Origin of the sequence: Enterococcus sp. AZ196 (assembly GCF_050498845.1) — a bacterium.
Taxonomy (GTDB): Bacteria; Bacillota; Bacilli; order Lactobacillales; family Enterococcaceae; genus Enterococcus_A; species Enterococcus_A murrayae.
In genome coordinates this window covers 1781849-1796955 of record NZ_JBIPAM010000001.1, presented here as the reverse complement: position 1 = coordinate 1796955, position 15107 = coordinate 1781849, and the positions used below count along the sequence as shown (strand labels likewise).

Genomic DNA, 15107 nt, shown 5'->3' with positions numbered 1-15107 from the left:
GATTAAAGGTGCAAAAAGCAGAAGTTACTAAAGACTGGAGTGAGTAAAGATGAAAAAAGTGATCATTCTAACCAGAAATATTATCATTGAACAAGAATTTCAAAACGAATTACAACGTTTAGATTACGAAGTATTTGTCTTAAAAGAATTTTTTGATGTAGATAAGCCTAATTATTTTGAAGATATTTTGTCTCTTTTTGACATTGTCATTTTTAGTGAGACGTTGACTAATCAGGAGTTCAACGAAATTTTACCAATCGTCATTGAAAAAGATATGCACTATTTGCGGCGCACGGATGAACCAGTACCAAACATCGACGAAAATCATTGCTTATCGATTGATTGCACATTGACTGAACTGAGAGAGTTCTTATTGCTCAGCGACAAACGTGAGGGTCAAAAAGAGTCTATCTCAAAAGGATTGGTTAGACAATCGGAGATGAAGAAGCAGGACTTAGTTCTCTTCTACAGTTCATTAAATAATATCGAAAAGAAAATCATCGGTGCATTAGCAGAGGGCAGCGGAAAGATTATTTCCAGAGATGAGCTGTGCAACAAAGTTTGGAATAACGAAGTCAGCAAGTCGCGTTTGGTTCAAATGTCGACAGCAGTTGGAAATATTCGTAAAAAAATTGCTCATGCTCATATTGATAATGTCCGCATTATCACTTACTGGGGGAATGGTTATCGCCTTCATGATGTGCCTAACGGACTAATGAATGAACATATTAAGGAATATAGTATGTAGCTGTAATAAGCAAAAAAAGTGCTAGTTTTCTCCTAAAATAGGAAAACTAGCGCTTTTTTTTGCGGCTAAACTTCCATATTTTTTTAGTTTATCGATAGGTGAAAGAAAAAAATTAGGAAAAAAGTTTGGAGGAAACTATTTATACTTCTCCGTGTAAGAAAAGAGGTGCCTGAAATGATCTATCATATTTATCCCTGAAACATTCCTTCCGCAAAATAATTAAAGAAAAGGGAAAGAAGCGGTTCTATGAATCAGAAAAAATTATCATTGTTCGGTTTTTTTGCTTTAACAGCTTCAATGGTCTTAACGGTTTATGAGTATCCAACGTTTGCTACTTCGAAGTTGCATCTGGTTTTCTTTTTACTTCTAGGTGGAATTTTATGGTTTTTACCAGTGGCCTTGTGTGCAGCCGAGATGTCTACCGTAGAAGGTTGGCAAAATGGCGGTATATTCAGTTGGGTTAGCCAAACGTTAGGTGAACGTTTCGGCTTTGCGGCCATCTTTTTTCAATGGTTCCAAATTACCGTTGGATTTGTCACCATGATTTATTTCATTTTGGGAGCATTATCCTATGTGGTGGATTTCCAGGCATTAAATACAGATCCGTTGATGAAATATATTGGTCTATTAGTCATTTTCTGGAGCTTAACCTTCTCACAATTAGGAGGAACTCAACGAACGGCTAAGATCGCAAAAGCGGGATTTGTACTTGGAATTTTGATCCCTTCTGTGATTCTGTTTGGTTTAGCGATCGCCTATTTCATTGGTGGCAACCCGATTGAAATTGCTATTAGCAAAAAAGCGTTTATACCAGATTTTTCACAATTATCGACATTAGTAGTGTTTGTATCATTTGTCTTAGCTTACATGGGTGTCGAAGCTTCCGCCTCACATATCAATGAGTTGGAAAATCCGAAAAAGAATTATCCATTGGCCATGATCCTATTGGTTATCTTAGCGATCGCCTTGGATGCGATCGGCGGCTTTTCTGTAGCTGCCGTGATTCCCCAAAAAGAATTGTCTTTAAGCGCTGGAGTGATACAAACCTTCCAATCATTAATTCTGCATTTTAACAGACACTTGGGGTGGTTGGTCAAAGTCATTGCCTTGATGATTGCTTTTGGAGTGATGGGTGAAGTAAGTTCGTGGGTAGTTGGCCCATCTCGCGGTATGTTTGCTGCGGCACAACGTGGTTTATTACCCAGCTTCTTTCGTAAAACCAATAAGCATGGAGTGCCTGTACCGTTGATTATGGTTCAAGGAGTGATCGTCACCATTTGGGGTGCGGTGTTGACTTTTGGCGGCGGTGGCAATAACCTATCTTTCTTAGTAGCGATCTCATTAACTGTAGTTATTTATTTAGTCGGATATCTTTTATTCTTTATCGGCTATTTCGTCTTAGTCTACAAAAAGAAAGAATTAGATCGAACGTACAATGTACCTGGAAAAACGATTGGAAAAACAATTATTGCTGGTGTTGGACTACTATTATCAATTTTTGCTTTATTGATTTCTTTTGTTCCGCCCGCATCGATCGCAAAGGGTGAGGACCGAACCTACCAAGTGATTCTATTGATCAGTTTTGTTATCACAGTGATTATGCCGTTTGTAATTTACGAGTTACACGACAAGCATGGACAAAAAGAATTAGAGAACCCTGTTCATATGAAAGCAGGAGATATGAATACGGCGATCTACCCATCAACTCGTGGGGAACATGAAATCGTTCAAAAGGAAGAATACACATTAAAGCATTAACTAAAACAAATGAAGCAATTAGGAGGAATATACATGTTATATGGAAAAGAAAATCGCGATGAAGCAGAGTATTTAGAACCAATATTTGGTTCAGAAAGTGAACAGGTCGATTTACCTAAATACAAACTGAATCAAGAATCAATTGAGCCTCGAGTAGCATACCAGTTGGTCCAAGATGAAATGCTTGATGAAGGGAATGCACGATTAAACTTAGCGACATTTTGTCAAACCTACATGGAGCCGGAAGCAGTCAAATTGATGAGTCAAACGCTAGAAAAAAATGCTATTGATAAGTCAGAATATCCTCGTACGACTGAAATTGAAAATCGATGCGTGAACATGATAGCTGATCTTTGGAATGCAAGTGAGAACGAGAAATTTATGGGGACTTCAACGATTGGTTCTTCAGAAGCGTGTATGCTGGGAGGTATGGCAATGAAGTTCGCCTGGCGGAAGCGTGCAGAAAAGCTGGGATTGGATATCAGTGCGAAAAAACCTAACTTGGTCATTTCTTCCGGCTATCAAGTTTGCTGGGAAAAATTTTGTGTTTATTGGGATATTGAAATGCGTGAAGTCCCTCTAGATAAAGAGCATATGTCGATTAATTTAAATAAAGTAATGGATTATGTTGATGAATATACAATTGGAATTGTTGGTATCATGGGGATTACTTACACGGGTCGATATGATGATATCAGTGGGTTGAATGATTTAGTTGAAGAATATAACAGACAAACAGATTATAAGGTTTACATCCACGTGGACGCAGCTTCAGGAGGTTTCTACGCACCTTTTACCGAACCCAATCTAGTCTGGGATTTTCGATTAAAAAATGTCATTTCAATCAATTCCTCAGGCCATAAATATGGTTTGGTCTACCCTGGTGTTGGTTGGGTCTTGTGGCGCGATCAGCAGTATTTGCCCAAAGAATTGATCTTTAAAGTCAGCTATCTAGGTGGTGAGCTGCCAACAATGGCAATCAACTTCTCTCACAGTGCGGCGCAACTGATTGGTCAATACTACAATTTTGTACGTTATGGCTTTGATGGCTATAAATCAATTCATGAACGGACACATAAGGTAGCGCTGTATTTGGCAAAAGCGATCGAGGAAACAGGTTTGTTTGAAATCGTTAATGACGGCTCGCAGCTACCGATCGTTTGCTACAAATTAAAAGAAGACACGAATCATGAATGGACATTATATGATTTGGCAGATCGTCTTTTGATGAAGGGGTGGCAAGTTCCGGCTTACCCACTCCCTAAAAACTTGGATCAGGAAATTATACAACGTCTGGTGATCCGAGCCGATTTTGGAATGAATATGGCATGTGACTACATCCAAGACATGCAAGAAGCGATTGATGCCTTGAATCAAGCATATTTAGTTTATCATGAAAAAAAAGAGATCAAGACGTATGGATTTACTCACTAAAATGAAGCCTGGAAGAAACTTATTCTTTCAGGCCTTTTTCATTTGGTCGAACGATTTGGTTGATTTCATTACAGGTCTCATCGATTGTTTTGAGAGACACAGGGAAAATTAAAGTATTCTCACTGCCTAAATCTGTCTGATATAGAGCCATATCACAGACTATCACTCGTTTTGAACAGAAAAACACATCGTCAACGACTTCGTTCAACGTATTATAAATCATATTACTGATAACAAAATGATCATCCAGGAGAGACTCCAGTTGTTTTCGGTAATATAAAAAGTTGAAGTCAGAAGGAGCGACGATATACAACTCAATTTTTTCATCGAAGGTATTTCTGAGCAGCAAATCAAGTATCAAAGTCATTTTACGAATTAGATTAGTATTCCAGTGGATGGTCGTTTGACAGGCAGCAGACCATTTTTCTAAGATTGTTTGAATTGTTTGGTAGAGCGTTTGTTGCTCCTTGTCTAATAGGTAAATCAAGTCGGGCTGGAAAAGCTGCATGTCCGCCCAAGTAGAGCGAATAAAAGGTAAAAAGGCCTTTTTTAAGAGAAGCTCATTTTCTGGAGAAATACTTAGAGAAAAGCGCAATTCTTGAAGCAGTTCCTCGATTGCAGGGTATCGCTGGATATGATTCTGATAGACGACCTCAAAATCCTTTTGCAGTAGTTCCAAATTATTACAAAGATAGTTTCTTGCGTTGAAAAGAGAGTAAATATAAAATAATTCATCCTCATTTGCACAAATAGTGGCATCTAAGTTTTTAATTCCTTCGCGTAATAGTTTGAACAGCGGTGTTTGTCGTGCACTCGCTTTTTCTTTTTCGGAAAAAAGAATAGGGAAGTGTCTGGCTCGCTGGTTGCTCAATTGAATCCCCAAGATAATAAGCTCTCGTTCATTGGTCGGATAGTAGCGAGCAAAAAAATGTTCTTCTACGTAGTCAATTAATTTTTCTGCCGCAGCGGCGATCACTTTATTAAAGGGAATTGCCGAACGATCCCCAGTATATCTTGCGATAGCCAAAAATAAGTTTCGAAGATCTTTTTCAGAGAATGCGAAGGAATGATTTTGCTGTAAGCATCCTAGTTCTTCGCTAAAAGAAAAAATGTTCGCTCGAATCTGATAAATTTTACTAGTAGAAAGAAATTCCTTTTCAGCAATTTCCGACCAGTGAGTATTTCCGATTAGGAAATCATTCAATACCCGTAAGAAATCAGAGCGACGATAAATTCGTTGGGTTAACTCTAATAATGGATAAGTCGGATCAAAGGAAACTTTACAGATATTTCTATTTTTTTTGAATGTAGTGATTTCTTGGTTAAAGAGTTCGTTCAAAACCAGAAGATCATTATTGATTGTAATCGTGCAGACCTTCAATCGTTTAGCCATTGTCTGCAGGTCAATTTCTTTCTTTTGATACAATTGCTGACAAAGGTAAACTTGGCGAAAAATATTTTTCTCAATATATCTTTCTAACATAAGGTCCCTCCATTATTAATAATAAAATACATATGGTTGATATTGTATACCAACTTAACTCATTTAAGTATTTTGAACAGAGCTAACTCGCCATTTTTTTAGACAGATAGATAAAATAATTAGGAAGAATGCTAAAAAGACATTTTGATAATGATTTTAAAATAAATTAAATTATTTTTATTTAAGAACTATTTTAGTGAATCAAATCCCCAGATGGCAGAAAAGATAAAAATATCGAATAGTAATAGTGATTATAGGATAACGACAAAAGTATTCTATTTTGAATTAAAAAGAGCTACTAGAATAATGAGATAAAAATTTTTTTCAAATAAATCTTTTCCTATTATGAGAGTTTGAGGGGAGATTTTTTTTCACAAGCCAGTCTGTATCAGTCTTCTGTTTTTCACTGAATAAATGAACGGGAATTGTATATTGGTGAGCAAACATGGATATCAAGTAAAAACTGTCATTATCAATTACATCATCTGTTATAGTGAAAACTGTAACAGATAATTATTAAGGATAAGAAAATTATCATTATTTTAAAAGGATTTGGAGAGAAAAGAAGCAAAAAAGCCCTTTCTTAAAACAGATTCCTTTGTTATAATCATTTTAAATTATTGTGAAACTATTTAACAAAGGAGTGCGCATATGGAAACTACAACAATCAAAAAAACTGTAGAACAAACTCAAAATCCTTGGGAAGGTTTTAACGAAGGTCGCTGGCAACATGAGGTTAATACCTTGGACTTTATCAAACGCAACTACACAGAATATACAGGTGACGACAGCTTCTTGGAAGATGCGGCACCAAGTACTGAAAAGCTATGGGATAAATTACAAGAGCTTTTCGAAGTACAGCACAAGAAAAACGGCGTATATGACATGGATAATGATATTCCTGCGACAATCACTTCTCATGAGCCTGGCTATTTAATCAAAGAAGAAGAGAAAATCGTTGGTTTGCAAACGGATGTCCCTTTGAAGCAAGCTTTTATGCCTTTTGGCGGAATCAACATGGCCAACAAAGCGTTGGAATCTAATGGATTTGAAGTGGATGATGAGATGTCATTCATCTTTAACAAATGGCGTAAAACGCATAACCAAGGTGTTTTTGATGCATATACAGATGAAATGCGTTTAGCTCGTAAAAATAAAATTATCACAGGTTTACCGGATGCATACGGCCGTGGACGCATTATCGGCGATTATCGTCGTGTGGCATTATACGGAATTGATTTCTTGATGAAAGAAAAGAAAAAAGATTGGAAAAATGTCGGAAGTAAAGTAATGACAAACGACGTAATCCAATTACGTGAAGAAGTATCTGAACAATACCGTGCTTTAGCAGATATGAAAGAAATGGCAGCAAGCTATGGCTATGATATTTCAAAACCTGCCAGCAACGCACAAGAAGCGATTCAATGGTTATACTTCGGCTATCTTGCAGCAATTAAATCACAAAATGGTGCTGCAATGTCAATCGGCCGTATTTCTGCCTTCTTAGATATTTATATCCAACGTGACTTAGACCGCGGTGTGATTACTGAATTCGAAGCACAAGAAATGATCGACCACTTGATTATGAAATTGCGTATGGTGAAATTTGCTCGGACACCTGAGTACAATCAATTATTCTCTGGTTATCCAATTTGGGCTACTTTATCATTAGCGGGTATGAACATGGATGGTTCATCATTAGTAACGAAGAACGATTTCCGAATCCTGCACACATTGACAAACATGGGGCCATCTCCAGAGCCAAACTTGACTGTTTTGTACTCTTCTCATTTACCAGAAGGCTTCCGGACTTATGCGGCGAAAGTTGCTAAACAAAGTTCTTCGATCCAATTGGAAAATGATGACTTATTACGTCAATACTGGGGTTCAGATGATTCAGCCATCGCATGTTGTGTATCTGCTACTGTTATTGGTAAAGACATGCAATTCTTCGGTGCTCGCGCTAACTTGGCAAAAGCAGTTCTTTACGCGATCAACGGCGGTGTCGATGAAATGACGAAGATGCAAGTTGGTCCGCGTTTCCGTCCACTAGAAGGCGACAGTATTGATTTTGATCAATTTATGGACAGCTACAAGGATGTTTTGGATTGGTTAGCAGAATTATATGTGAATACTTTAAATGTTATTCATTACATGCACGATAAATACGCATATGAAGCGCCACAATTGGCATTGATGGATACTGACTTGAAACGTACTTTTGCGACAGGGATTGCAGGTATTTCTCATGCGGCAGATTCATTGATGGCGATCAAACACGGAAATGTCAAAGTTATTCGTGACGAAGATGGCTTAGCAATCGACTACGTTCCACAAAATGAATTCCCAACTTATGGAAATGACAACGATGAAGCAGATGATATGGCAAACTGGATCCTTGAGTACTTCATGACTCAAATCAAACGTCAGCACACTTACCGTGATTCAACGCCAACATTGTCATTGTTGACGATCACTTCCAACGTTGTTTACGGAAAAAATACGGGTAACACACCAGATGGACGTCGCGCAGGCAAACCATTAGCACCAGGAGCAAACCCAAGCTATCAAGATGGTAAATTCTTGGGTGAGAAAAATGGACTATTGGCTTCATTAAATTCAACAGCTAAGTTGAATTACTCTTGTGCACAAGATGGAATCTCTGATACACAAACGATTAATCCAGGAGCTTTAGGACGTACGGATGATGAAGCAATGCAAGTGGATAACTTACGTCAAGTATTAGATGGCTACTTTGATAAAGGCGGCTACCACTTGAATGTCAACGTCTTTGGTCGTGAATTGCTAGAAGAAATGGATAAAGACATCGACAATCCAAAATATGCGAACTTTACGATTCGTGTATCTGGTTATGCCGTGAAATTCCGTGACTTAACACCTGAACAACGTCGTGACGTTATTTCACGTACGGACCACACAAAAATGTAAAGATAATTCTGTTATTAAAGGATTCTGAAGCTCATAGTTGAGTTTCAGAGTCCTTTTTTTGTCAATTTAACCAAAAATGTTAAAAAATATTAATAATTATGGTTTTAGAATAAATAATTAGTTATTTGATTTATAATGTGAGTAATTATTTGGCTTGATAAAGTGGGTGATAGGGGTTGAAGGAGCATGAAAATCAAGTAGTGCTGCGGATTGTTGGTATTGTTGCGGGGGCAATGACCTTTTTTATGTTGATTTATTTATATTTCGGTTCGCATTTTTATTTTGGTTCAACTGTTGCGAATGTCGCTGTCGGCGGATTGTCGGTTAGTCAGGCCGCACAAAAAATTCGTCAGGAAACACAACGAGTTGAGATCAAAATGGTAGGGGAGAATCAAACAGTTAAACTACAAATTTCTTCTCCTTATAAAGTTCAAACAGAATATTTGAAGAAAAATATTCGCAGAGGAGAATTTAGTTTGCCTCTTAAAAAGAAGGCGAAACAAAATTTAGTCCAAGCGATCAATCGTGCTTCTTTTCTTGGAGGGAAAGAAGCCAAAGATGCTAGGATTATTTATGAGGATAAAAAATTTCGGATTGAACCGGAGAAGAGCGGGAATGTGATTGATTCCGCTCGAATTCGGAAAGAACTTTGCGAAGCGTTTGAAAAGGGAACGTTGCAGACGGAGTATGATTTAACCGATTTTTATCGTGAACCGGAAATCACAGCGCAAGATTTAGAGAAACAAAAAATTCCTCAGAAGCTGGAAGAAGTTAGAAAACGCGGTATCACGTTGAAGCTGAACAAAAAAACGATTCCGCTGACAGAGCAAATGTTAGCGTCCTCGGTTGATGATCAAGGGGAATTTGATCCAGAGTTGATTGCAGAGTGGGTAGCGGACTTGGAGCGAGAATATTCTACGATCTACCAGCCAGTCGATTTTACCAATGTTCACGGACAGCATTTACGCTATAAAAATGTCGGGAATTACGGCTGGTTCATCGATATCAAACAATCAGCAAAAAAAATTGCTAAAGAATTGAAAACGTCCGACACTAAAATGATTCCGCTCATTTTAAAAGGCGAGACGAAAAAGCAGCCGCTTCATGTGAAAAAAAATTATATCGAAGTTGATTTGGATAATCAAAAAATGTACTGCTTTGACAAAGGCAAGCTAGTCGTTGAGACAGACGTAATCACGGGCAGGTATGACAAAGGGACTGCGACTGTTCCTGGATTTCATACGATTATGGACAAGCGGCGAAATGTTGATCTAAGCGGCGTTTTGACGACTGGGGACGGCATGTATAGTGTGCCTGTGGCGTATTGGCTCCCGCTGTTGAGCTATGGACAGACAATTACAGAAATCGGCCTGCATGATACAGATCATAAATTGCAATATTTTGGCCAGCCTGGAGCTTATCGAACGGATTTAGGAAGTTATGGCTGTGTGAATACGCCAAAAGCAGAAGTGGCCAAAATCTATGACTATAGTTATGTTGGTATGCCGGTCTTCATTTATGGTCATATTTATGATGACGCACCGGGAGAGTTCGATAAACCAGTAGAATATGGAACAGAAATTTAAAAAGATCCAGCCGATCGAGTATTGGCTGGATCTTTTGTTTTAGAAAATAATATTGTCCTTAATCAACTCGATGTTTTTAATAAAGATTTTCCGATCAATCATTTTGATCGCGCCGCAGCTTTTCAAGTCGTGCATGATACGGCTGACGCTGCTGGCAGCATTGATGCCGCAAAAATGGGCAATCTCTTCATTGGTTACGACAAAATCAATTAAGACGCCTCCTTGAAATTCGATACCAAATTTGTCATACAGGTCGTAAATCTGAGTACATACGGCACCAAATTTCCCATTCATCAGCATTTGTTGGGTTCTTTTCATCGATTTGAGTAATCGCTCGCGGTAATAGTTTTTGACGTAGATTTGTAATTCAAAATTTTGATTGATGTCTTTCCAAAATTCGACCCGATCGATTTGATAAAGTTCGGCCTTCTCGGATTCAACACGAATGTTAAAGGGGGCATCGATAAATTGAGAATATTCATCCTTTAACAATGAGACTACTTCAAGATCATTGATGTATTCCAAATTGAATTCACGACCATCTTTTGAAATAACGCTGGTTTTGATGACGCCGCTTTTCAAAATGTATACATGGTGATCCTGAATCCCCTCGTAGAGTAGATATTTCTTATACTCTTTCGTTACGATAGGAAATTTTTTTTGTTCTAAGTAGTTTGTTAAAGCTGTATTGTCCAATTTTACTTTGTTCCTTCCGTGGTTTGCTGAAATTTTCATTGCTATTTTATCATACATGGGCACTCATTTTGGTCAAAAGTATGTTTAAAAAAGATACTAACAAATGTTAATGCTCTTTTTTACTAAAGATTTTCAATGCCATTTCTAATTATTAAAGTTGATTTCTTCCTTTTTTTAAATCCGTATAATCAATCAGGTAAGTCAAACATACCAAATGCTCTAGTGAGTAGAAATTTTGGAAGCAAGAAGATTTCAGACCAACTTTTTCTGTTTTGTAGAAATAAGAGCTAAGAAGTTTAAAGGAGTTGAAGTTCAAGCATTTGGTTGGCTGAAATACGACTTGAGAAGCAAGCCTGTTTTTCCTGAACTTGGAAAAATAAATTCTTTCATACGAAAAAGGAGTGATTATTTATGAACAAATGGACATGCGCAATAATCGAACGATTGGAATCAGCTTACAAGGTACGGTTTGAAAAAGAGGCCGTATTGGTTTTTCTAAATGATGCTTATCAGAATGCTTTGATGCTGAGAAAAGATGATATGCAGGAAAATGATCAAGCACTAGTAGACTTTTTGGCGGCGTTTGACCATACGCGGGATTTATTTATCAGTCAAGCGGTGGATCGATACCCGTCTAACTATAATAAGGTCGCGGAAAAAATTTCTGATTTGAAGAAATTAAACGAGAGCATCGCATAATAATGAGAGTGGGTAATGAAAATTAAGGAAGAAGAGAAATTATTCAATAAAGGTTTTGTCACAATTACAATTATCAATTTTGTCGTATTTTTAGTTTATTACTGTTTTGTCGTGATTACAGCTAAATATGCGACACAAAGTTTAGGGGCTTCAACCGCACAAGCAGGATTTGCGGTAGGAATTTACATTATCGGTACACTGTTTGCACGTTTATATATCGGGAAAAAATTAGAATTATTTGGTCGTCGGGCAGTATTGCGTTACGGCGCGCTATTCTATTTGGTGACGACGGCGGCCTATTTGATCAGCAGTAATATCTTTATTCTAGATGGTGTGCGCTTTTTAAATGGCTTTGGTTATGGTGCTGTTTCGACAGCGGCTAATGCAATTGTCACGGCGTATATTCCAGAAGCAAAATATGGTGAAGGCATCAATTATTACGGATTGAGTACGAGCTTAGCTGCAGCGATTGGCCCGTTTATCGGCTTACTTCTGCTACCGTTAGTTGGGTTTAAAGCGATTATTGTTTTGGCTGTCATCTTAGCCCTTGTCACGGCGGCGGCCTGTTTTAAATTCAACGTTGATAATATTGTTTTAACAGAGGAACATCGAGCAAAAATCAATACGTTTAGTTTAGAAAGCTTTATTGAATTCAAAGTGCTGTTTATTGCCGGTATCGCCTTTCTGATCGGAATCGCGTATTCAAGTGTCTTAGGCTTCCTATCTATTTATGCAGATCAATTGCATTTAGTAACAGCAGGGGCCTTCTTCTTTGTCGTTTACGCATTAGTAGTTACTGTCACACGACCAATGTCAGGGAAAATTTTTGATAAGCATGGTGAAAATGCTGTGATGTATCCTAGTTTTATTTGCCTGACGATCGGGTTACTGCTTTTAGCCTTCACTGGGAACGCAGTTGTCTTATTGATTGCCGGCGCTTTTGTTGGATTAGGCTATGGGACATTTATGGCAAATGGACAAGCAGTCACATTGAAATTAGTGGAGACAGCTCGAATCGGCGTAGCTCTTTCTACCTACTTCATTGGTCTTGATTTAGGTCTAGGAGTCGGCCCTTACTTGTTGGGCGCGATCAAAGGGATTTTAGGCTCTTATCAACATATCTATATTTTCTGCGCTGTGATTCCGTTAATCGTAGCTGCTTTATACATGGTTTTTTATCGACCAAAGAAATCAATTGAAGCGAAGGCGTAGCTCATAATAAAAAGACACAAGATAGGCTAAGCGGGTTTAGCTTCTCTTGTGTCTCTTTTTGACTATAAAGAAAGTATAAAATTTTCACATAAATAAATCGCTTTGTAGCAGGTATATCCATGTCCGGCTTCACGAACTAGCTTTATCGGCAATAAGCAAAAATATTTCGAAATTTGAGAAGCAATTTAGAAATATTTTGGTCTTATTGCTGTGAGACACAGCGATCGTACTTTGGAGCTGATGTGGAACAGTACCTACTTGGTGCTCAAAAGCTGAGCGAGTTCGCGAAGCCTTTCTTATTAGATACTTGTCAGTTTTTGATTAATCAATTCTTTTAGAGTGCGATTATCGTTTAAGTTGGCGTAGTAGTCGGCTTGCTTTAAAAGCTCAATTTGTTCCTTCATATTTTCTTGAATGACGGCCTTTTCAAAAAATAAATCTTCCAAGCCGGTAATCATGTTCACTTCCAATAAGGTTTGAATGCCTTCATCGCAAAGGGCATTGGCTTTCTCTTGGTTTCCGCGATCAGCGTAGAAACAAGCTGCCTGATAATAAGATGGACCTAACTGTAATTGAGTATTCATTTTTTCCTCCAATTGTTCAGCGCGTTCAAAAAAGATGCGTGCGCGCTTTTTTTCTTCGTTTGCTTGATAACAAGTAGCTAATCCCTTAAGTACTAGTAGTTCGTAGCGTTTTTCATCGTGCAAAAAAGTATAGGCTCGTTGAAAATAGTGTACGGCTTTTTGAGTATCACGAATGCCGAACAGATTTGCGTAGGCTCGGAAATACATCAGGTGACCAACGATTCGTGCATTATCATAAGTAATTTTCTTTCCATAAGTATCCAACAAAAATAAAACGCTAGAAAACTCTTGACGTAAATGCAGACAACGAACAATGTTCAATAGAGAGATTTCCGTTAAAAGAATGGTCTCTGGAAAAACTTGGTGATAAGGTATTTCTAATTTCGCACAAATATCTAAAATAATTTCCAGTGTGCCCTCATTTTTCGCTTCAATCTGCTCCAAGTCAGCGGATGAACAAATAGTAGTAAAAGTGTCACGTGGTAAACCAGCATCTTCGCGTGCTTGCTTAATGATAAACCCGTTAACTTCCATGATCGCCCTCCTGTGAATAACGCTTCCATATTAATTCTAAAGCTTTTATTAGAAAATCACAATAAAAATATTCAATAATCTTCGTTTTTTTAAAATATTTTACCATATTTTGATTAGAACTTTTGTTTTATCTGTGTTATATCAATTATTTAGAAGGTAGTAATTATTGAAAAATAAGATGTGTTTTGTGTCGAAAGTTTTAATAATTTGAATGACAACGAAAAATGGAAGATGGCTTGCGTTTCGTAACGAATATGATAAACTGTTAAAATACTATGAAATGAAAGAGTGATTACGATGAGAGAAATGAATGTTGCAATAGTCGGCGCTACTGGCGCGGTAGGGACACAAATGATCAAACTATTAGAAAATAGTTCTTTGCCACTAGGTACTGTAAAATTTTTAGCGTCAAAGCGCTCAGCTGGAAAGCAGCTTTCATTTAAAGGTGAGACGAAAACGATCGAAGAATTAGTACCTGATTCGTTTGAAGGAATAAATCTTGCTTTATTCTCAGCTGGCGGCGGGATATCTGCTAAGTTTGCACCGGAAGCGGTAAAACGCGGAGCGGTCGTCGTAGATAATACCAGTCATTTTCGCATGGACCCTGATGTGCCATTAGTGGTGCCAGAGGTGAATGCAGCAGCTTTGCGTAATCATCAGGGCATCATCGCCAATCCAAACTGTTCAACAATTCAGATGATGGTGGCTTTAGAGCCGATTCGAAAAGCCTATGGTTTGACGCGGGTGATTGTCTCAACTTATCAGGCAGTATCAGGTGCTGGGAATCAAGCCATGGAAGAATTGAAGCAGCAGACGCGGGACTTTTTAGCTGAAAAACCGGTCAATGAATGGAAGGCAGATATTCTACCGTGCGGCGGTGACGAAAAGCATTACCCATTGGCATTCAATGCGTTGCCTCAGATTGATGTATTTTCTGATGAGGGCTATACGAATGAAGAATGGAAAATGATTAATGAGACAAAGAAAATCATGGAAGACGACACGATCAAGGTTTCTGCGACTTGTGTGCGGATTCCAGTGATGAGCGGACATTCTGAATCTGTCTACATCGAAACAGAAAAAGCGGCAACGGTAGCGGAGATCCAGGCTTTAATCGCTGACGCTCCTGGAGCAGTATTGGAAGATGATCCGAGTCAACAAATTTATCCGCAGGCTTTAAATAGTGTTGGTAAAAAAGGAACATTTGTTGGGCGCATACGTAAAGATCCAGATGAGGAAAAAGGCATCCATCTTTGGGTCGTTTCCGATAACTTATTAAAAGGGGCCGCTTGGAACTCCTTGCAAATTGCGGAGACGATGTATGACATGAATCTATTTGAATAAATCTTGGAAAGCGTGAGAGATTCACGCTTTTTTTTGTTTATTACAGCTGTCAGCTTACTTTTATTTGAATTCTGGGAAAG

12 protein-coding genes are annotated in these 15107 nt (G+C 38.1%); 9 read left to right on the top strand and 3 right to left on the bottom strand.

Annotated elements, in window-relative coordinates:
• The first annotated feature begins 49 nt into the window (after positions 1 to 49).
• The 3 genes from IGI67_RS08775 to IGI67_RS08765 all read left to right on the top strand — a co-directional run bounded on the left by IGI67_RS08775 (position 50) and on the right by IGI67_RS08765 (position 3940).
• Entirely contained in the window at positions 50 to 748 is a 699-nt protein-coding gene (locus tag IGI67_RS08775; RefSeq protein ID WP_207109873.1) for a helix-turn-helix domain-containing protein, read from the top strand.
• Positions 749 to 994: 246 nt separating this feature from the next.
• Positions 995 to 2506 carry a glutamate:gamma-aminobutyrate antiporter gene (gadC, locus tag IGI67_RS08770; RefSeq protein WP_429957437.1) on the top strand — a complete coding sequence of 504 codons (1512 nt, stop codon included), beginning with the start codon at positions 995 to 997 and terminating at the stop codon, positions 2504 to 2506.
• Between the two features lie 33 nt (positions 2507 to 2539).
• Complete coding sequence (locus IGI67_RS08765) at positions 2540 to 3940, top strand: glutamate decarboxylase (protein ID WP_429957436.1); 1401 nt, start codon at positions 2540 to 2542, stop codon at positions 3938 to 3940.
• Positions 3941 to 3959: 19 nt separating this feature from the next.
• Here IGI67_RS08765 and IGI67_RS08760 read toward each other — a convergent pair whose 3' ends face one another.
• On the bottom strand, positions 3960 to 5423 hold the full coding sequence (locus tag IGI67_RS08760) for a helix-turn-helix domain-containing protein (protein ID WP_429957435.1): 1464 nt from the start codon (positions 5421 to 5423) through the stop codon (positions 3960 to 3962).
• 651 nt (positions 5424 to 6074) lie between these two features.
• On the opposite strand from IGI67_RS08760, the gene pflB reads away from it, so the two are divergent.
• On the top strand, positions 6075 to 8372 hold the full coding sequence (gene pflB / locus IGI67_RS08755) for a formate C-acetyltransferase (RefSeq protein ID WP_242550422.1): 2298 nt from the start codon (positions 6075 to 6077) through the stop codon (positions 8370 to 8372).
• Between the two features lie 176 nt (positions 8373 to 8548).
• Positions 8549 to 9958 (top strand): L,D-transpeptidase family protein, encoded by a 1410-nt coding sequence (locus IGI67_RS08750; RefSeq protein WP_429957434.1) that lies wholly within the window; start codon positions 8549 to 8551, stop codon positions 9956 to 9958.
• A gap of 39 nt (positions 9959 to 9997) precedes the next feature.
• On the opposite strand, the gene IGI67_RS08745 is transcribed toward IGI67_RS08750, so the two are convergent.
• Positions 9998 to 10693, bottom strand: coding sequence for a Crp/Fnr family transcriptional regulator (locus tag IGI67_RS08745; protein WP_429958623.1), 696 nt, complete (start codon positions 10691 to 10693; stop codon positions 9998 to 10000).
• Positions 10694 to 10889: 196 nt separating this feature from the next.
• Between IGI67_RS08745 and IGI67_RS08740 the strand changes: the two genes are divergently transcribed.
• From IGI67_RS08740 to IGI67_RS08730, 3 genes are read left to right on the top strand one after another with little or no spacing between them, the layout of a single operon-like run.
• Positions 10890 to 11069, top strand: a complete 180-nt coding sequence (locus IGI67_RS08740; protein WP_429957433.1) for a hypothetical protein — start codon at positions 10890 to 10892, stop codon at positions 11067 to 11069.
• Positions 11066 to 11353, top strand: a complete 288-nt coding sequence (locus tag IGI67_RS08735; protein ID WP_429957432.1) for a hypothetical protein — start codon at positions 11066 to 11068, stop codon at positions 11351 to 11353. The genes IGI67_RS08740 and IGI67_RS08735 overlap by 4 nt, the downstream gene beginning before the upstream one ends.
• 15 nt (positions 11354 to 11368) lie before the next feature.
• Positions 11369 to 12565, top strand: coding sequence for an MFS transporter (locus tag IGI67_RS08730; RefSeq protein WP_207109879.1), 1197 nt, complete (start codon positions 11369 to 11371; stop codon positions 12563 to 12565).
• A 299-nt stretch (positions 12566 to 12864) separates the two neighbouring features.
• Here IGI67_RS08730 and IGI67_RS08725 read toward each other — a convergent pair whose 3' ends face one another.
• Positions 12865 to 13683, bottom strand: a complete 819-nt coding sequence (locus IGI67_RS08725; protein WP_429957431.1) for a hypothetical protein — start codon at positions 13681 to 13683, stop codon at positions 12865 to 12867.
• A gap of 297 nt (positions 13684 to 13980) precedes the next feature.
• Here IGI67_RS08725 and IGI67_RS08720 point away from each other — a divergent pair, with 297 nt between their 5' ends.
• A complete protein-coding gene (locus IGI67_RS08720) occupies positions 13981 to 15027 on the top strand; it encodes an aspartate-semialdehyde dehydrogenase (protein WP_429957430.1) in 1047 nt (348 codons plus the stop codon).
• The last annotated feature ends 80 nt before the right edge of the window (positions 15028 to 15107 follow it).